This is a genomic window from Pseudalkalibacillus sp. A8 (assembly GCF_045920555.1).
GTDB lineage: Bacteria > Bacillota > Bacilli > Bacillales > Fictibacillaceae > Pseudalkalibacillus.
On the sequence record NZ_CP174509.1, the window covers coordinates 5,716,599 to 5,736,241 of the forward strand.

At 40.3% G+C, this 19,643-nt stretch carries 13 protein-coding genes and 2 pseudogenes; 1 reads left to right on the plus strand and 14 read right to left on the minus strand.

Annotation, left to right across the window (positions count from 1 at the left end):
* Window positions 1-3 precede the first annotated feature (3 nt).
* From tnpB to ACJROX_RS28575, 4 genes and pseudogenes are all read right to left on the minus strand, one after another.
* Window positions 4-936 (minus strand): annotated as a pseudogene (gene tnpB, locus ACJROX_RS28560) (IS200/IS605 family element RNA-guided endonuclease TnpB); the annotation flags it as partial.
* Window positions 937-1,018: 82 nt separating this feature from the next.
* Window positions 1,019-2,779, minus strand: a complete 1,761-nt coding sequence (locus tag ACJROX_RS28565) for an ABC transporter permease (RefSeq protein WP_408008552.1) — start codon at window positions 2,777-2,779, stop codon at window positions 1,019-1,021.
* Window positions 2,776-3,900, minus strand: a complete 1,125-nt coding sequence (locus tag ACJROX_RS28570) for an ABC transporter ATP-binding protein (protein ID WP_408008553.1) — start codon at window positions 3,898-3,900, stop codon at window positions 2,776-2,778. Before ACJROX_RS28570 ends, ACJROX_RS28565 begins: the two co-directional genes overlap by 4 nt.
* Before the next feature lie 18 nt (window positions 3,901-3,918).
* Complete coding sequence (locus tag ACJROX_RS28575) at window positions 3,919-4,950, minus strand: ABC transporter substrate-binding protein (RefSeq protein ID WP_408008554.1); 1,032 nt, start codon at window positions 4,948-4,950, stop codon at window positions 3,919-3,921.
* A 666-nt stretch (window positions 4,951-5,616) separates the two neighbouring features.
* Here ACJROX_RS28575 and ACJROX_RS28580 point away from each other — a divergent pair.
* The gene (locus ACJROX_RS28580) at window positions 5,617-7,944 is read left to right on the plus strand and encodes a glycerophosphodiester phosphodiesterase family protein (protein ID WP_408008555.1); all 2,328 of its coding nucleotides are present in this window, start codon (window positions 5,617-5,619) and stop codon (window positions 7,942-7,944) included.
* Window positions 7,945-8,582: 638 nt separating this feature from the next.
* Here the strand turns inward: ACJROX_RS28580 and ald are convergent.
* The 10 genes and pseudogenes from ald to ACJROX_RS28630 form a co-directional block, all read right to left on the minus strand.
* Window positions 8,583-9,716, minus strand: a complete 1,134-nt coding sequence (gene ald / locus ACJROX_RS28585; protein WP_408008556.1) for an alanine dehydrogenase — start codon at window positions 9,714-9,716, stop codon at window positions 8,583-8,585.
* Between the two features lie 25 nt (window positions 9,717-9,741).
* A complete protein-coding gene (locus ACJROX_RS28590) occupies window positions 9,742-11,223 on the minus strand; it encodes an aldehyde dehydrogenase family protein (RefSeq protein ID WP_408008557.1) in 1,482 nt (493 codons plus the stop codon).
* Window positions 11,224-11,309: 86 nt separating this feature from the next.
* Complete coding sequence (locus ACJROX_RS28595) at window positions 11,310-12,689, minus strand: aspartate aminotransferase family protein (RefSeq protein ID WP_408008558.1); 1,380 nt, start codon at window positions 12,687-12,689, stop codon at window positions 11,310-11,312.
* 305 nt (window positions 12,690-12,994) lie between these two features.
* Window positions 12,995-14,398, minus strand: coding sequence for an APC family permease (locus ACJROX_RS28600; protein WP_408008559.1), 1,404 nt, complete (start codon window positions 14,396-14,398; stop codon window positions 12,995-12,997).
* Between the two features lie 165 nt (window positions 14,399-14,563).
* On the minus strand, window positions 14,564-16,216 hold the full coding sequence (locus ACJROX_RS28605; RefSeq protein ID WP_408008560.1) for an amidohydrolase: 1,653 nt from the start codon (window positions 16,214-16,216) through the stop codon (window positions 14,564-14,566).
* Between the two features lie 66 nt (window positions 16,217-16,282).
* Window positions 16,283-17,647: a purine-cytosine permease family protein gene (locus tag ACJROX_RS28610; protein ID WP_408008561.1), complete on the minus strand. Its 1,365-nt coding sequence runs from the start codon at window positions 17,645-17,647 to the stop codon at window positions 16,283-16,285.
* A gap of 298 nt (window positions 17,648-17,945) precedes the next feature.
* Window positions 17,946-18,632, minus strand: coding sequence for a DUF1028 domain-containing protein (locus ACJROX_RS28615; RefSeq protein ID WP_408008562.1), 687 nt, complete (start codon window positions 18,630-18,632; stop codon window positions 17,946-17,948).
* 100 nt (window positions 18,633-18,732) lie between these two features.
* Window positions 18,733-18,990, minus strand: coding sequence for a RidA family protein (locus tag ACJROX_RS28620; RefSeq protein ID WP_408011820.1), 258 nt, complete (start codon window positions 18,988-18,990; stop codon window positions 18,733-18,735).
* 29 nt (window positions 18,991-19,019) lie between these two features.
* Window positions 19,020-19,136 (minus strand): annotated as a pseudogene (locus tag ACJROX_RS28625) (branched-chain amino acid ABC transporter ATP-binding protein); the annotation flags it as partial.
* Window positions 19,126-19,260 (minus strand): 4-hydroxyphenylacetate 3-hydroxylase N-terminal domain-containing protein, encoded by a 135-nt coding sequence (locus ACJROX_RS28630; RefSeq protein ID WP_408008563.1) that lies wholly within the window; start codon window positions 19,258-19,260, stop codon window positions 19,126-19,128. The pseudogene ACJROX_RS28625 and the gene ACJROX_RS28630, both read right to left, overlap by 11 nt.
* Window positions 19,261-19,643: the final 383 nt, after the last annotated feature.

A 19,643-nucleotide genomic window follows, 5' to 3' on the forward strand; every position in this document is an offset into this window, starting at 1 on the left:
TAATTAGGCTATCCCCGCAGTTCCTGCGGTTAATCGTAATGCTTCATTACGAATATTGATACTTGCATTCATGTCTCGATCGTGATGTTCGCCGCAAGAAGGGCAATCCCATTTACGCAATCCGAGATTTTTAACATCTTTGTTTTTGTATCCGCATTTTGAACATAGTTGACTAGAGGGAAAATTTTTTGCGACAATGACTACTTGTTTGCCATACCACTTCGCTTTGTATTCAAGCATCATACGGAATTTCGACCAACTAACCTCACTGATAGATTTGGCTAAATGGTGGTTTTTCAATAGATTCCTTACTTGTAAATCTTCTATACCGATGATGTCGTGGTTTTTGACAATACCGGTCGAGATTTTATGCAAGTCATCCATTCTTGCATTGGTAATTTTCTCATGCAGTCGTGCAACCTTTATCCGTTGCTTATGCCAGTTGGAAGAACCCTTTTTACGCCTTGAAAGCGTACGTTGTGCTTTGGCTAATTTCTTTTCAAGTTTGCGAAAATAGTTGTGATTCTTATGTATTGTTCCATCAGACAAAATCGCAAAGTCCTTGAGGCCAACATCGATCCCTAAAGCTGAACCGGTTTTAGGTAACGCTTCAACCTCTGTTTCAACAAGGATGGATACAAAATATTTTCCGGTTGGATGACGTCGAACCGTGACATTCAGGATACGACCTTCAACCTCACGACTTTTGGCAAACCTGACTAAGCCAAGTTTAGGCAACTTGATTTTGTTGCCTACAATCGCAATATTGCCGTTCGTGTGCTTTGTTGTGTAGGATTGTACATTATTCTTTTTAGACTTAAATCGTGGTGCTTTGTTTTGTTTCTTGAAGAATCGAGTATACGAATCAGCAAGATTTTTAAGTGAGGATTGTATAGCAATGCTGTCAACTTCTTTTAACCAAACCAATTTTTTCTTAGAAAATAGACGGTCTTGATACAAGCGATGCCCCATCAGTTTTCCCTCCATTATAAATGGCTGATATGGTAATCGTTGCGTTTCAAAGCCCTTGTCCCACTTGGGTTTCTTCTTGGTGCCTGGCACCGCCAGTGACATCTTTCCTAACTTTCTTCTTCGTGTTTTGTGTTGATACTTTTTTGGCGAGGGCTTGCAGGATCAAGACGATGATGATAAGCAATACCGACATGGCTGCAGCGGTATAGTACTCTCCCCTGAGTATATTTTGGAAGATCGCTAGACTCATAGGTGCCCATTGAGCTGGTGCCATCAAGACCGATATACTCGTCTCCTTGATGACAGTTACAAACACGAGGATCGAACCGGCTGCGATTCCCGGCAGCATCAAAGGCCCAATGACAGTGATCGCTGCCGTCAAAGGCGTAGCACCCAGATTGACCGCTGCTTCCTCTATATCTTTCTTGATCGACCGCATCGTCCCCATCGTTGAACGGATCATATAAGGTAGCCTTCTTATACTGTACGCAATGATCAGGATCAGTGCTGTACCTGTGAGTTGTAATGGTGCGGTATTGAAGGTCTGGATCAAAGCAATGCCGAAAGCAATTCCTGGTACGACCAGTGGAAGTGATGTCAAGAAATCCAATTTCGCAGCATTTTGGCGGACGACAAAATAAGATACGAAAGTTGCAATCACGACACTCAGTATAAGTGCACCGGTGGCCAGAATGATACTGTTCGAAATGTTTTCGAAAGATGAGGTGAATACCGTTTGATAATGCCTCAATGTATAGCCTCTAGGTAATGGAGATGCGCCCCATGTTGTCGCAAAAGATTGCAGGACAACTGAAAGGACAGCAAATAATGGTACCAAAACGACCAATCCCGAATAAGCAGCTAGTAATCTTGTTACGAGCTTATTATCGTTCAGTTTTTGTTTCTTCGGTTTTCCTGAAACAGAGCCGTAGTCCTTCCCCTTGATCAACAAATTCTGAAGCCAGAAGAAAAACGCAGCAACTAATACCATGATGACGGTTAAAATAGCGGCACCTGCCCAGTTGAAAAATCCTGCGATTTCACGATAAGCTTCAACGACGATCAGGTTGAGATCCTTTGGAGCAAGGATGATCGGCGTCCCAAAATCGGAAAAACTGACTGTAAAAATCAAAAGTGCACTTGATATCATTCCTGGAAGAGCAAGCGGGAATGTAACGAAGAGTAACGTCACCCAGCTTTTGGCCCCCATATTTTGTGAAGCTTCTTCAAGCGTCACATCACTGATCTTGAATGCTGCTACCATTGGCCATAATGCATAAGGAAAGAAAAAGAACACCTGGACAAGGACGATCCCAGTCATCGTATAAGGATTGATGAAGCTGCCTTCGAATCCGATTGCCTGATACAATTGGGTAAACCATCCCGTCCGGCCGAACATGAGAATAAAAGCATAGGCTGAAATGAACGTAGGGATGATCAAAGGAATTGTACAGAGAGCAGAAATCGTCTTTTTAAAAGGCATGGTCGTTCTAGCAATCCCATAGGCAATAGGGATACACATTAAAATGACTAGCAACGACACAAGCAATGCTAAACCAAGACTGTTTTTCAATGCATCAAGGTAACCGGACCGGGCAATGATTTCCGAATAATATTCAAGGGAGCTCCCTTTGAATTTTTCTATGTTCGTATTCAATGTATCCAGGTTTGTCAAAGAACCGAGCAAGTTGATCGGCTGGCCCGTAAAACTGACGAGGAAGACCGATAATAACGGAATGATCAAAAACAATAAGAAGAAGGCTGAAATGATCCACTTTAATACGGATAGACCATTAAAGTTTCTCATATCAACAGCACCCTCTCCGGTTCGATTGTCAGATGGACCTTATGGCCAGGAGAAAGGATGCTGTCCCCGGATTTATAGGTCGTATCCACAATGATTTGATGAGTACCGACCTGGATATCATATCTGACCACCGCTCCTAAATATGTAGAAAACATGATATTGCCTTCAAGGATATTTTTTGAAGGATCGATTTCATGTTCCTGAATGATCGAGATATTTTCGGGGCGGATCACCACTTCGACCTCTTCTTTTTTCGGTTTTGAAATCGAACGTATTTGAGAACCATTGAACTGTACCGTACAATAGCCGTCTTCGCGGATCACTACCTTCCCTTTCAGGATATTCGAACTTCCAACGAAGTCAGCGATGAAACTGGTATCCGGATTGCTATACAAGTCAGTAGGCGTTCCTATCTGTTTCACTTTCCCATCGCTCATGACAGCAACACGATCAGCCATGCTCATCGCTTCTTCCTGATCATGGGTGACGAAGATAGTGGTGATACCTAAATCCTGTTGGATCCTTCGTATCGTATTCCTCATCGAATGACGAAGTTTCTGATCCAGGTTGGATAAGGGCTCATCCATCAACAATACAGCTGGTTCCATGATCAGCGCCCTTGCGAGAGCGACACGTTGCTGCTGACCGCCTGATAGTTCACTTGTCAGCCGGTCGGAAAGATGATCGAGTTCCACATATTCGAGTGTTTCCCATACTTTCTGTTCGATATCTTTCGGGTATTTGGAAAGCCTTCTGCTTAATAATCTCGCGTATGTAGAAAGCTTCCCGGTAAGTCCGCTTTCTTTCAGCTTTTTGATATTTAGACTGTATGCTACATTTTCAAAAACGTTATAGTGCGGGAACAGTGCGTAACTTTGAAACACCATTCCACAGTTCCTTTGGTTCGGCGGAGCATTGTTGACCATGTTATCTCCGATTTTGATCGTACCGGACGTCGGGTTTTCAAAACCCGCAATACACCTCATCGTAGTGGTCTTACCGCAACCTGATGGGCCCAGGAGGGCAAAGAATTCACCCTCCTTGATTTCCAAATTGACATCGCTTAGTGCTTCTACATCTTCAAATTTCTTGACCAAATTTTCAATCGTTACTGAGCCCAAGAAAACTCCTCCTTAAACCTACTTGATTTTACTTTTCCATTCATTACGTATCCGGTCATAATTTTCAACAACCCAATCTATATCGAGATCGATCGCGTTACTTTTGATATTTTCAACATTCAAAGGTGTTTTCGACTCTACATTCGGATTGATCGGGATATGGTACCAGTCCGCTAGAATTTGTTGTCCTTCCTCAGAAAGCAAGAAGTTGATGAAATCTTTCCCGCCTTCCGGGTTAGGGCCACCTTCTACTAAAGAAACCGGGTTGACGAGGATCGGTGTTTTTTCAGGAACAATGAAATCGACCGTTTCACCTTTAGCTTGTTGTTCATAAGCCATAAAATCAAACCCTACTCCGATAGCTGCTTCCCCTTTAGCTACACTTTGTGTCGGGCCTGATCCTGAGTCCGGAATGGAGTTTGCCTGGTCAGACAACTTTTGAAAAAACTCCCATCCTTTGTCTTCACCTTGCAGCATCATTTGCGAAAGAACCATCAAGGTAGCTGTACCGGAAGCTGCTGGATTGGAGAATTGGATTTTCCCTTCCCATTTAGGGTCCAATAGCTCTTCCCACGTTTTTGGAGCTTCTTCCTCAGAAACCAGATCAGTATTATAAACAAATCCTAAAACGAAAATTTCTGCTCCTGTATAATAATCATCCTGATGCTTTATTTTGATTCCGTTCTCAACCGTTTCCCATTCTTCAGCCAATTCTGGAGTGAAAGGCGCAATGATTCCCTTTTCAACCGCTGCTTCGAAAGGAAGGATTCCGCCTCCGCCATACCATACGTCAGCCTGAGGATTATCTTTTTCAGCCATCATGCGGTTTACAAGAACATTGGTCCCTGCATATTGCACGTTCACTGTTGCGCCATCTTTCGCCTTTTCATAGGCTTCCGCTATTTCTTTTGTCATATCTGGCGTTTCTGGAGAATAAAAGTTGATCGTACCTGGACCGTCTCCTCCGCTGCTGCTTGAGGAACAAGCTGTAGCAACCATCAAACTTGTAAGCGCAACCAAAATCATTAATAATGAAAAAGCTCTTTTCATTTATGATGCCTCCCTTTTAATAATCTAATAGAATGACAATGCACAAAAAAAGAAGAAGACCATCAAACAATACCCAGACCATCCTATGGTTCCAGGTTATACTTGATGAGCTTCTTCTCCTAATCTCTGCTCAAAGTGTATTCTATTATTTTACATTATACCAAAATAAAAGTATTTATCAATTCAATTGTCATAATTTTTTAAATAATATTTGGAGTCTGATAATAACAGGTCTTTAGTCTGATTTTTTGGTGGTTTGAAATTAAGTCGATCATCGATTGGTAAAGGGATTTTATATCAATAAAATATTTTTTCCGTTAATTAGGAAAATCTGTCGATTGAAAGAGTCAGAAAGTTTTGTATAATTTAGGATGAATTTAATAATATTGGGAAGAGACGTTGAGAAGACCCCCTAACAGAATCCTTTGGAATGAAGGGTTTTTGATAGTGGTGTCTTCTTTTTCTTTTGCCTGAAATCTCCTAATCAATCCACCCCTGCTTCCCCCACCTTACATGTTATGGAAAATTAAATATTTTGTAAAAATACGGTTTATTTTCCCGATTTTAACTACAAAACTGGTAGATTTCGAATGTGACTATATTTTAAGAAGGAGGTGAGAAAAGCACAGGTTGTCCATTGATTTTAATTTAAAAGGAGGCGTCATAATGAAAGGCAAGTTGAGAACGATCAGTAGTATTGTAGCTTCATCCACTCTCGCTTTTAGCTTATTCGTTTCTGGTCCACAGGGGAACATCAAGGCCGCGGAAGAGAATTTGGAATTGGTCAATGAATCCTTTGATGAGGTGTCTGATGGGTCACTTCCCGAGCATTGGAATTTGATCGAAGGGAATGCCGAAGTTCAGGATGGAAAACTCGTTTTACGTTCGCCTGCGACTTCAAGCCCATCTAGAGTGGGTGTTCCGATTGTAGAGGAACATGGGGACTACATGTTTGAAGCGGACATAACTTTCGTTTCTGCAGTGGAAAATACACGCTGGGCTTCTTTAATGTACCGTATACAGAATGATGATTATCCTTACTATCAGTTTGCCGTCAGAAGAGGGACAAGTGCTTTGAACGGCTTGGAGTTCGCAACGAGAAACGAAAACAATCGCTGGGCTGTTTCTGAAACGAATTTCTACCGTGAAAATTTTGAATACGATAAAAGCTATCACTTGAAAGTGATCGTAAGCGGAAATCGTGTGCAACAGTACGTGAATGGAGAGTTGGTCATAGAAAGTGCCGGCGCCACTCAATGGTCCAATGGAGATGTAGGTTTCCAGGCAAGCGGGTCTACGGTTCAATTCGATAACGTCCGAGTCACTACATATGATGAAGAATTGCCTCCGATTGAAAATTCGAATGCCTTTCTTCCAGAAGAAGCCGAAACCAATATCATCAATCCGCCAACCATTATTTCTGGACCAGACACTACCGGTGATGCAAGCAAAGCCGCTTCATCCCTGTTAGAAGTTGAGCGTGGTCAGGATGGCTTGCTTGAAGCGAATGGTGAGCCTTTGAGTGATCAGTTACGTTTGATCAGGAACGAAAAAATACCAGTTTTACATGTAGAAGAGGAAGATCTGGAAGCACAGATCGTACAAGGCCTTGATGAAACGCAGACGACAGATGTCCTCGTCGTCTCAAGCAACCCGGATATCGTTGAAGCTGTCAAAGAACTTAATCCGAAAATTCGCGGCGGACTTGTCTATGACGGCGAGTCATTGAACAAGAATGACCTGGAAGCGTTGCCGTTCCAAGTCCATTCAAGCAAAAGTAAAGTCGTTTTGATTCCACAAAAACTCCTCTCTCAGGAAATCGTCTATTACTTGCACAACCGGATGGTTTCGGTATGGGGGATCGGCGCGGATTCTTTAGCTTCAACCCATGAACTTATCCATATGGGAGTCGACGGGATTGTGACAAATAACCCAGAGCATTCAGCAGAAGCTTTCAGCCAATACCCAGAGAATACAATTGTCCAGCGTCCGATTGTCGCCGCACATCGAGGTGTTCCATCCTTGGCACCGGAAAACACGATGGCCGGGTACCGGTTAGCTTATGACCTCGAAGCAGATATGATCGAGACGGACCTTCACAGGACGAAAGACGGTCATCTCATCATCATGCACGATTATACGGTCGACCGAACCACTGACGGTACTGGAGCTGTGAAGGATATGACTCTGGAAGAAATCAAAAAGCTTGATGCAGGGATTAAATACGGTGAGGAATTTGCAGGAGAACCAGTTCCGACTTTCAAGGAGTTCCTTCAAGAGTTCAAAGGAAAAGATGTAGTCCTTTTGGTCGAGTTGAAAGCCTATGATCTCGAAGAACAGGTCATTGAAGAAATCAAGGAAGAGGGTATGATGAATCAGGTCGTCATCCAAAACTTTGATATGGAAAGCATGAAGACTTTTAACAAGCTTGAACCAACGTTAGCCACAGGTTACCTGTTCTCAGCAGGGACACCAACAAGCTATCAGGATAAGCTGGACAATGCCAAAAAAATGGTCGACTACGGGACCACCTGGAATGTGAACCTTAATGCAAGTTACCGTACGGTCTATGAAGAGTTCATCACGTATATGAGACAAAGAGGAATGTTGAGTATGCACTGGACATTCCGTGATGAGGATCCATTTGCAGATAAATTGAGAGAAGGCTTGATCGGACCGATCACTGATTATATGCAATGGCTGACCCATTCTCCAATCAATCTCGAAACACCGATCCAAAAAGTCAATCTTAAAGTTGGCAAATCAAGAAACATCCAGGCAAAAGGATTCTTAAGTTACAGAAGTGGTGAAACTGAAAATATCGAAACTGAACTTTATGCAATGAACAATGACGGTGTAGTTAAAATCGAAGGCAATAACGTAGAAGCATTATCACCAGGAACAGCACAAGTATTCGTAAAGCATACCTTCACCATGTTAGATCAAGAATGGAACCTCGTCTCAGAACCAATTGAAGTAAACGTCAAAGAATAAAAGCAAAGAAGTGCCAGGCTCCGAATCGGTGCCTGGCACTTTTTATGAACCTAGATGTACCAAGGGTTTTGAAAGTGTACCTGGCACCGGTTAAAAACCCTTGTGTAGCAACGCTTTGAATTTGGTGCCTGGCACCGATGAAAGTATTAGATCCTCAACTGGTAGACTTTGCGGGGGCGTCGCGGCCAACTTGTTCTTCGCCTTTGATGGTAGCCAGCTTCAGGCGTTCGAACTCGGACAGGATCCTTCTTGCGTTTCGGGCGGTGCTGTTAAGCCATTGTGCAATTTCATTTGCGGCTAAGGTTAAACATCTTATACATATTTATGCTGTTAATAAAGAGTTCTGGTAAGTCTTCTTTACTTCCTATCTTTTCTTGTTTCTTGCCGTATATCTCTAATTCAACTGTGTATAGCCTTTGACCCCCAACTGCCTCATTTTTGGACAGAGTTTGGGTGTAGTGAACTTGTCAATTCCTTAATGCTCACTTCGTTCCGCTTACCATTAACAAGCCCAAAAACTGCTAAAATCCATACGGTAGTGAAATATTAATGATTGAATAACTGGGTGATGAAAAAACAACTAATTAATTAATTGTAGGCGCTATATCCTGTTGTATTTTACGAATTAATACACCCTTTTACATGGAAACTAATTCTTTTTCCAATGCTTTCTCAACAGCTACATACTTGTAACCAAGATCTTTAGCGACGGCTTCATATGTGATTTTACCATTTGCTGTGTTTACTCCAAGTTTTAAAGACTCATTTTCAGAGATTGCCTTGTACACACCTTTATTTGCAAGTTGTAATGCATAAGGAATAGTTACATTTGTTAGTGCTATGGTAGAAGTTCTTGGAACCGCTCCAGGCATGTTTGCAACTGCGTAATGAACGACACCGAATTTTAAATATGTCGGGCTATCATGTGTCGTAAAATGATCGATAGTCTCAATGACTCCGCCTTGGTCTATCGCCACGTCAACGATGACAGAACCTGGTTTCATTGTTTTGACCATTTTTTCAGTTACAAGTTTTGGAGCTTTTGCACCGGGAATTAATACTGCACCGACTAAAAGATCTGCTTCTGCACTTGCTTCTGCAATGTTGAATGGGTTTGATACCAAGGTTTTAATTTGGTTGCCAAAAATATCGTCTAATTGACGTAGCCGTTCCGCACTTAAGTCGATAATCGTTACGTCAGCACCTAAACCGATCGCCATTTTAGCTGCGTTCGTTCCAACGATTCCACCGCCGATTATCGTAACTTTACCGCGTTCTACACCAGGAACGCCTGCCAAAAGGATCCCCTGTCCACCGTTTGTTTTTTGTAGGAATTGTGCACCAATTTGTGTTGCCATACGACCGGCAACTTCACTCATTGGTGTAAGAAGTGGTAGAGTACGGCCCGCTACAACAGTTTCATAGGCGATTGCTAGAACACCACTTTCTTTTAAAGCTTGTGCTAATGAGGGCTCTGCTGCCAAATGCAAATAAGTGAATAGAATAAGGCCTTTACGGAAATAGCCATACTCACTTGCAAGAGGCTCTTTTACCTTCATTATCATCTCAGATTGTGACCAAACATCTTCCGCACTTTCAACAACTTCTGCACCGGTACTTACGTATTCTTCATTTGTAAAACCACTCCCAACACCAGCATCCCTCTCTACGAATACTTTATGGCCGAGTTTTACAAATGAAACGACTCCAGCAGGTGTAAGAGCGACCCGGTTTTCATTATTTTTTATTTCTTTCGGTACTCCAATAATCATGACCCATTCTCCTATACATTTTAAATTATTCTAAATTCACCCAAACACTTTTCACTTCGGTATATCCTTCTAGTGCATAAGAACCCATGTCTCTACCAAATCCAGATTGCTTGTAACCGCCAAATGGAGAGGCAGGATTTAGCGCGTCATAACAATTGATCCAAACACTACCGGATTTTAATTTATTTGCAACGTTGTGAGCCGTTTTCACATTCTCCGTCCAGACCCCTGCACCTAATCCGTATACCGAGTTATTAGCGCGCTCAATTACCTCGTCTACCGTATCATAAGCCATAACGACAACAACTGGTCCAAATATTTCTTCTTTTGCAATCGTCATTTGTTCGTTGACATCGACAAATATGGTTGGCTCAATAAAGAAACCAATATCTGATTTTCCTCCACCGGTTACTACCTTTGCTCCCTCTTTTATGCCTGTGTTAATATATTCAAACACGCGATCTTGCTGTTTTTTAGACACAAGTGGTCCCATTCCTGTATCTATCTCCAACCCATTTCCGAGCTTTACATTTTGGGCAAGTGAAACCATGCCATTAACCACTTCATCAAAATGGTCTTTATGAACGTAAACTCTCGAACCGGCACTGCAGACTTCCCCTTGATTAAACATAATGCCGTTGAACACACCAGGAATCGCTTTTGAAAGGTCTGCATCTGGGAGGATAATATTAGGAGACTTTCCGCCAAGTTCAAGTGTCAAACGTTTCATAGTATCAGAGGCTTTTTTCATTATTTGTTTCCCAATAGCAGTGGAGCCGGTAAACGAAATTTTGTTTACATCTGGGTGTTCCACAATCGCATTACCAGCCGCTCTTCCATATCCTGGAACAATATTAACTACACCAGGAGGAAAACCTGCTTTTTCAACAAGTTCTGCAAAATAAAGAGCGGATAACGGAGTCTGTTCAGCTGGCTTTAAAACAACAGTGCATCCGGCAGCGATTGCTGGAGCAACTTTCCATGAAACCATATTAATAGGGAAGTTCCAAGGGATGATTTGTCCAACTACTCCAACTGGTTCGTGACGTGTATAGTTTAAGAAAGGTCCTGAAACAGGAATGGTTTGCCCCATATTCTTCGTTGCCCACCCAGCAAAATAACGAAACTGTTCGATTGTATCAGGTAAATCAACGACCCGTACCTCATTTATGGGCTTACCATTATTTAGAGTATCTAACTGGGCTAGCTCCTCTTTATGTTCTTCTATAAGATCGGCTAGTTTATAAATCAATCTTGCTCTTTCTGCAGTGCTCATTTTTGACCATGGTCCCTCTTCAAAAGCCTTTTTCGCCGCCTTTACTGCCAGATCAATATCTTGTTCTTCCGCTTCATAGACGCTGGCTAATACGTCTCCTGTTGCGGGATTATAAGTATCAAATGTTTTAGATGAAACGGATTCTACCAACTCTCCGTTTATATACAGTTTTTTGGTTCCCTTTAGAAACTTACTGACTTTACTGGTTATTTCAAGCAATTGGTTTGCCATTAAAATCCCTCCAAGTTTAAAAGCAAACATGTCAGAGCTCCAGCTAAAAATTTACGAAGTTCTCTGACATGTTGTTATTCCTGTATTTACTTCACTGTTTTTTCAAATGCAGTAACCGCATCGTCAATAATATTGATCATTTCTTGAATTTCTTCTTTATTGATGATAAGCGGTGGAGCAATAGCAACAATATCTTTGCCTTTTTCAAAGTCAGCCGCTCGTAAAATTAATTTACGTTTGAAGCACTCGTCTACGACAAACGATGCAGGCTTGACTAACTCTGCAAATGGTACATCTGCATCACGGTCTTGCTGAAGTTCAAATCCGGCGAGTAAGCCCACTGCTCTGGTTTTTGTAAAATAACGGTGTTTATCCGTTAAATACTCAAAGCCTTTTTTCAATTCTTTTTCCATGTTGTTAACGTTATCAAGAATATTGTCTCGTTCGAGAATTTCAATCGTCTTTAGTCCAACGGCACAAGCAGTCGGATGTCCGCTATATGTAAACCCGTGACCTAAAATTTGGTCATACTGAACGATTGTATCTCTGATTTGTTTATTTATTAGAACTCCACCTAGTTGGGCATACCCGCTTGTAATTCCTTTTGCAACACACATGATATCTGGTGTAATATCCCAGTTATCTACACCGAACATTTTTCCAGTACGTCCAAATCCACAAATGACTTCATCAGAAATCATAAGAATATCATTTTCTTCACAGAGAGCTTTTACTGCTTTTAAATAACCGTCTGGTGAAACATGAACTCCTCCTGCACCTTGGATTGGTTCAAGGATGATGGCGGCGATGGTTTCTGCCCCCTCTTTCTCGATTACATCCCGAATACATCCTTCATAGTTAGGGTCATCCTTATCGCCCAACTCACAATTTGTTAAATGAGACTTTGCTCTTACCATGTCTTGATCCCTTGAGCCTGCAAAGCTATGGAAAGCATCAATGCCTGTGGCTGTTCCGGCTGAAACTGTTGCACCGTGGTAGCTACGGCTAATCGAAACAATCTTTTTCTTTGTTGGACGCCCCTTTAAATTCCAATAGAAACGTGCCAATTTAAAGGCTGTATCATTTGATTCTGAGCCACCAGAAGTAAAGAAAATCGCACTTAAATTCCCAGGCGCGGTAGAAACTACTTTTTCTGCCAAGCGTACAGCTTTTTCATTGGAGTATCCGTAAAATGAAGAACTGTAAGCAAGGGTAGACATTTGGTCATAGGAAGCTTGGGCAAGTTCCTTGTTTCCATGTCCTAAATTGACGTTCCAAAGCATAGAAGCACCGTCAATATACGTATCACCCTTAATGTCTGTTACACGGATCCCATTTCCATTATTGAAAATAATTTTCGGACCGTTTTCTATGAACGCTTTAGGTACAGTTGTTGGATGCAAGTAATGCAACTTGTCCACTTCAATTAGATTTTCAATCCGTGATAATGTTTGAGCACGTACCATGTTTCCATACCTCCTAATTTAATTAATTGCAACAGACGAAACATTCTGCACAGTGGAACTTCTGATAAAAGGAATACTTAAAGAAATATTCCTTATATAGAAAGTACGAAATATTTTGACTTTTGTCAATAAAAATAATACTAGTTTTTTCATTCTTTTTAACAATTAGTTATTCAATACATAACATATTTCATAAAAAATCTTGTGCTTAGGGGACTTTTGATTAGCCTTAAGTAAATATTTTTCATGGAAAGTCAATAACACAACAAAGATTTTCCTTGACAAAAGTATTTAAAAGATAAGATTTAACCGCTAATTTTTTCTTTGGATTGAGGGGATTCATAGTCTGTTTCATCAAGGAGATTTTCTATTGGAGTTGTTTCAAATAATTTCTTTTTCATAATAAACTTTATCCAACATATAGAATAAACCACGGTTAATGCTAAAAATAAAAAAGTATATTTGTAAATTTCAGCTTTAATGACCGGATCCGGGAAAATGTTGACCATAACGTAAAGCATACCTAAAATTCCTATGATTTGAAATGTGTATCCAAAAGGTGATTTAAACCCTCTTTTTGCATTTGGGAATCTTAATCGTAATATAATAACATTTAAATGGGCTACAACATAAGCAAGCATCCAGCATATACATCCAGCTAAAATAAAGATTGTTAAGGTGGAACTGTTTGTGATACCGATTAGTAAGAAAGCTACGAAGAGCACACACAAGAATAGGATTGCTGCCCAAGGAGTTCCCCAACGATTAAGCTTCCCAAACACCTTGGGCATTTGCCCTTCAAGAGCCATTGCATAAAGCATCCGCGCTATTGAACTGATTAAGGTGTTTAACGTACTTGAGGTTGCAAGGATGGTAACGATCCCCATCCAAATCAGACCTTTTTCACCTAAAATTGCTTTTGCTGTATCGACGTGAGGTGAGGATGATCCTGCTAATTGATCTAATGGCGCGTGCTTGATAGAAGCATACCCGAACAACATATCTGCAACAAAAATGATTACCAAACCTAAAATCATGGACAACGGAATGTAGATTTTAGGCTTTTTTATTTCTTCTGCCAACGGCGTTACAAATTCAACTCCTACAAAAAGCCAAAATGCAAGTGCGGTTAAACTTAATACACCCCAGCCCATAGGGTTAAACTCTATTGGATTTGATACTGGTTCTCCTGCACCGACCCCTGTTAATCCGATAATTCCAAGAATTACTGTAGATGCAATTAGAAGAGTTGTGAGTACCATTTGTGTCCAGCTAAATATTTGTATTCCAAACAAGTTCGCAATACCAAGAAGAGTCACAACAATTATAGCTATGACAATGGGGTTTGCCCCGACAGAAAATACCTCATTAAATACAATTCCTGATATGGCGGCTTCTGCACTGCCCGCAAATAAAGTAACGAGCACATAACCAGTAATTACCGCCACCATCCCAACAAATGGTCCCATAGCAGGAAGTGTATAGTGGTTCAATCCCCCAGCCCGAGGAACCATTCCTGAGAGTTCTGCAAAAGAAAACGCGACACAAACATTCAGAAATAGTGCAAACACCATAGCAATAACAAACCCTTTACCACCATTACCAAATCCTTGTCCTAAAGACACCATTGCACTTGAGCTAACTACAATACCGACAGCCGTCGCAACCGCTCCCCATAGCCCTAAAGATCTTACTAATTGTTTAGCCAATGCATCAAGTCCTCCTCTTAAAAAAATTTATTTACAGTTAAAACTATGAAACTTTAAAACTCTTCACTTTCATTGAAACCACCCTCAATCAGTTGGTCTATCAGCTATATATACCTCTTATATTTCATGAAGCTTATTCATCCCCCGATGAACTTCAATGGATATTTACCCCATTAAACTGGCCTTACTTGCTCGTTCATAAACTACCTCTCCATCAACAATTGTTAGTTTTACCTCTGTGTTTAAAATCTCTTCCGGATCGATATTAAATAAATTTTGATTAAGAACAACGATATCTGCCAATTTTCCCACTTCAAGTGTTCCCAGTTCTGCTTCTCTAAAATTACCGTAAGCACCACCAAGTGTGTATGCCCTTAAGGTGTCTGCTAAGGATACCTTCTCTTCCGGAAACCATCCCCCTTTCGGCTCCCCATCATTATGTAATCTAGTAACGGCCCGATACACCCCATACATCGGATTTAAACTAACTACAGGATAATCACTCCCGAAAGCCAAATATGCACCATGGTCCATCAATGTTTTAATAGGCCAATAAGGAGCTCGTTCTGGTCCTAATCGGGAAGGATAAGTGTTTTCCGCAAATGTTTTAAATAAAGCGATATGGTCCGGTTGCATGGAGGCAATAACTCCAAGTTCGGAAAACCTGTCTAAATCATCCGTGGTTACGGTTTCGACATGTTCAATCGTGTGTCTTGAATCCCTTGATCCGTTTCTTTTCTTTGCTAGATCGTAACTATCTAAGGCTAGACGAATTGCTCCGTCCCCACAAGCATGAAGCCTAACCCTAAACCCTGCTTTATCTGCATCTGTGATCCACTTCTTTACAACATCCGGTGGAATTAATGTATCCCCATTTGTCTTAGGATTATCATAGTAAGTACCATGCAAATAAGCTGTGTATGTTGCAGGCACACCATCTAAAAATTGTTTCAAACCAGAAAACTTCAATTTTCCAGACTTGTATTTATCACGTAATTGTTTTACATAATCTAAATCCCCATTTAATGCAGATAAAAAGTCTATCCTCACAGTTAAAGTTCCCTGTTTTTCAAATTCCTCATAATTCTCTAAATACCCTATATCAAATCCAGGAAGATAAAGCATATCACCAACAGATGTTACTCCATATTTAGCTGCTTTTTCTAAAAATCCTTGGAACATACACGCATGTTGCTCCAACGGAATATTTAACGCTGATTTCGCTAATCTAATTGCCGTCTCATCTAGTACACCCGTTGGATTACCATCTTCATCCTTTATAATTTTTCCGTATGGTGGGTCTGGTGTCTCATGAGTAATTCCTAATACTTCAAGCCCCTTACTGTTCAACCAAACACCATGTAAGTCTGAATTCAATAAACAAACTGGTTGATTTGGGTACACTTCATCTAAGGAAGAACGATGGGGCAATTCCGGCCTTTCCCAAAACACATGATGCCAGTTAAATCCTAAGATCCATTGATTTTTATCACATTCACCATTGCCTTTTTCTTCGTAAAAGTTTTTTAGTAGCTCAACAGCTTCCTGTTCCGAGGTAGCATTGCTTAAGTTTGCAAAATGCTCAGTTAAACATCCCACTGTCAAATGGATGTGAAAGTCATTGAAACCAGCCATAATGAGTTCATCCTTAAAGTCATATCTTTTTGTCTCACTGTTTATAAATGATGCGACCTCTGCTTCGGAGCCAATAGCAACAATTTTATTTTCTTTAATTGCAATCATCGCTTTTTTTGGTTTATCTTCTACGCCGGTAAAGACAGTGTTACTTGAAAGTACAATATCAGCTATTATCTGCATTCAATCCCGCCTTCTAAATTAATTTAGTAATAATTACTAACATTGATTCTAAGCCATCATTATCGCTTACATTGATTTACTATCAAATTCTACCTGGATTTCCTCCTTCATTAAGTAATAATACAGGATACCTGGAACGACTAAGGCTACAATCCAAGCAAGGTCAATTCCATTAAGTCCCTTTGCAATTGGGCCTTGATAAATTGTAGTATTCAGGAACGGAATTTCACAGACGACTGCGATTAGGTATGAAATAAGTGCCTTCCAATTATACTTGCCATATTCTCCATTGCGATCGAATAAAGCATTAATATTGTAATTTCCATGACGTAAAAGGAAAAAGTCAACTAGGTTGATAGTTGTCCATGGGAACAGAGTATAGGAAAGCAACAATATTAAATTTAAGAAATTGGTCATGAAGTTCGCACTTCCAAATACGGCAAGAGCTGTCGATATTACTGAACAGATAAGGAGTAATACAAACCTTGTTTGAATTGTTGATTTTAATTTCACAAAAGTCTCCAAAACTGTAGTAATGGACATAAACGCACCGTAAAGATTTAGCACATTTGCACCCATAGATCCTAAAATGATCGCGGTGAAAATAATGATCGCCCAGCCAGAACCGACAAGGTTAGCGAGGCTAAGACTAGCATTATTTAAAAATTGTGGAAGTGTTACTGTAAGAATGGCACCTAAAGTCATCATCCAAGTTGTACTAAGTACCGAGCCACCATAAGTATAAATAAACGTTTTGCGCGAATCAGTATCTTGTGGAAGGTATCGTGAATAATCTGCTATATAGGGTGCGTAAGTCAATTGCCAGGTTGCACTAACCCCTACAACTAGTAGAAAGGCAGAAAGTTCAAATTGACTTGGTGACCAGCTACCTTCAGGAAAATCAAGCTGAAATGCTACAACAGTTACAAAAATGAATATGATTCCTAACAAAATCGTTAAATAACGTTGCACTTTGTGAATCAAATCATGTCCGTAAAAAGCAATTACAAGTGATATAACACTGAGGATTACAACCCCCCATTCAATAGAAATAGAAGTTTCAGAACTAAGAGCCTGCGCAGCGAGCACTGCATTACTTGCACCATACCCTACATACATAATTATCACGAGTACAAGAGGTAGTACGGCACCTATTACACCAAATTGTGCTCGGCTTTGAATCATTTGCGGTACTCCTAGTCTTGGGCCTTGGACAGAATGTGTAGCCATGAAAAATCCACCGACAAGATTACCTAGAAGAATTCCTATTAAACTCCAAAATAAATTTAGCCCGGCTTGAACACCCAATCCCCCAGTAACAACGGTTAAAAGTAACAAATTCACTGCAAACCACATTGGGAATAAACTACGTGGATTTCCATGCCTTTCATCTTCCGGAATAAACTCAATAAAACGTCTCTCAGCTCGCATAATTTCCTCCATTAATTAACAGATTTTAAACTTATCCTGCAACTAATACACTTTTAGACATACTTACTATTGGAAGCGGTTTCAATTTAGATTAATCACCTCGTAGACTTCGACAGTTGGGCTTAGACCATAGTTAGGTAGACCGGATTACTGAAGGAAACTATTGATTTGTTGGTCCTTCATTGGGTCTTTTTAAGCTTATTCTTGAAGAAACTCGACTAAATACTGCAAAACTACAGCCAAGTCGAGTTCTTTGATTTCATGTTGGTTATTATGTGTTTATGGCATTTAGCGTTTTTTACTCATCCCCTTTTACCCCATAGGAAGGAGCAAAGTCAGGAGTAACCGCCCTTACTTTATAATCATTAGCCTGGGGTGCATAGATTTCCCAAAGCTTCTTTAAATCCTCTAAAGGATGATCACTATAATCCACACGCAAATCAGCGTAGGCAAAAGGATCATCTGTATGTATCAGAAGTGCGATTGAATGCTCTTGATCCAACTCCCCACCCATTTCAAATCCTTTTTCCATTGCCCTAATTAATCTCTCAGTCAAAGGTTCTCCCTCCGTTTGTAAAAAAGTCCGCCCCATTGCTTCCGGGATAGAAGAATCACTAAGAAGATTACCGATACTCACAACATTTTTGTCATGAAATTCTCCATGTACACCTAAAGCCTGATTCCCAGTGAATGATGCAGAATTACCTTTACCATCTATAACAGCTATTTGCCTGTACTCTGGAAACGGAGAGGTTTCTTTCATTGAACGAATAGCTGATTGGGCATCATAACCGTTTTCCAATACAGAAAATCCAATATCCGCTAATCTAGGATCCGTTACATTTTGTGTTAATATAGCACCTACTCCTGTTTTAACCCATGGACACCTTGCCCCAACTGATGGACTGCTTGATGTAACGATTACTCCTAGTGCACCAGTTAAAGAACAACGGCCTGCTACTGAAAATGTACTTGTTATTTTCAACTTAAATCCCCCATCTGAAAAAATTTAATGAATATAGTCAATCCATTTAATGAAAATAGTATTTACTTTATCAAAATACCGCTTTATTCTTTACGAGCCTTCATTCACTAATTACTGCCTCTACATCAATCTCCATAAGCATCTCCGGCATCGCAAAGCCGTTAACAATCAATCCTGTACTGCAAGGATAGACATCCTTAAAATGTTTAGCTATAACCGGATATACTTTGCTTCGATCTTCCCGGTTTAATAAATAAACTGTTATTTTACAAATATCTTTGATTGTTCCCCCGGCCTCTTCAATTAGTTGCCTTACACAAGTACATGCCATTTCAGCCTGCTCCACTACATCTCCAATCCCATGGAAGTTCCCATCTAGATCAAAAAGGCATTTTGATCAACTAGAAGAATCGTTGTTCCCAGTTGATGCAATTCCGTTATTTTTTCATATACTTCGTACACTAGTTTAGGAGATAACCCCATAGATGGTTCATCAAGTAATAATCCTGGCCTTTATATCCACGATAGGTTTAAAGGAGGGATGCTCCGCTACATTCTTGACCTTTTCCCCATCTATGTAGACTTCTCTCCCATCATTCAGCGACTCGCGATATTGTTGACCCGTCATTAATGCAATTTGTTTTCCTCCCCTTTAAAATCGGCGTCCAGATTAAATATTTTCCCGTTTGCATTATCCTTTCGTCATGTAATATCCAGAAATTCAAATGCACTTCAATAAACGGAATTTGTCTCAATTTATTCCCTTAATAACAAAATAACAAATTGACAAATTGATGTCAATTAAATTTTCGAAAAATTCTATACATTTTAGGTTCCTAATATAGAAGATTTCTCTTTATGTATTTTGTAGGCTCCCTTGATACTTTATACTCAGGATTTATCACTTGAACCTTAGTCATAATCAGAGTACTCTACTGTTTTTACCATTTGGCGAAATAAAAACACAAAAATTTCCTTCATTCGTTTCTGATGATAGTACCTCTTCAACAA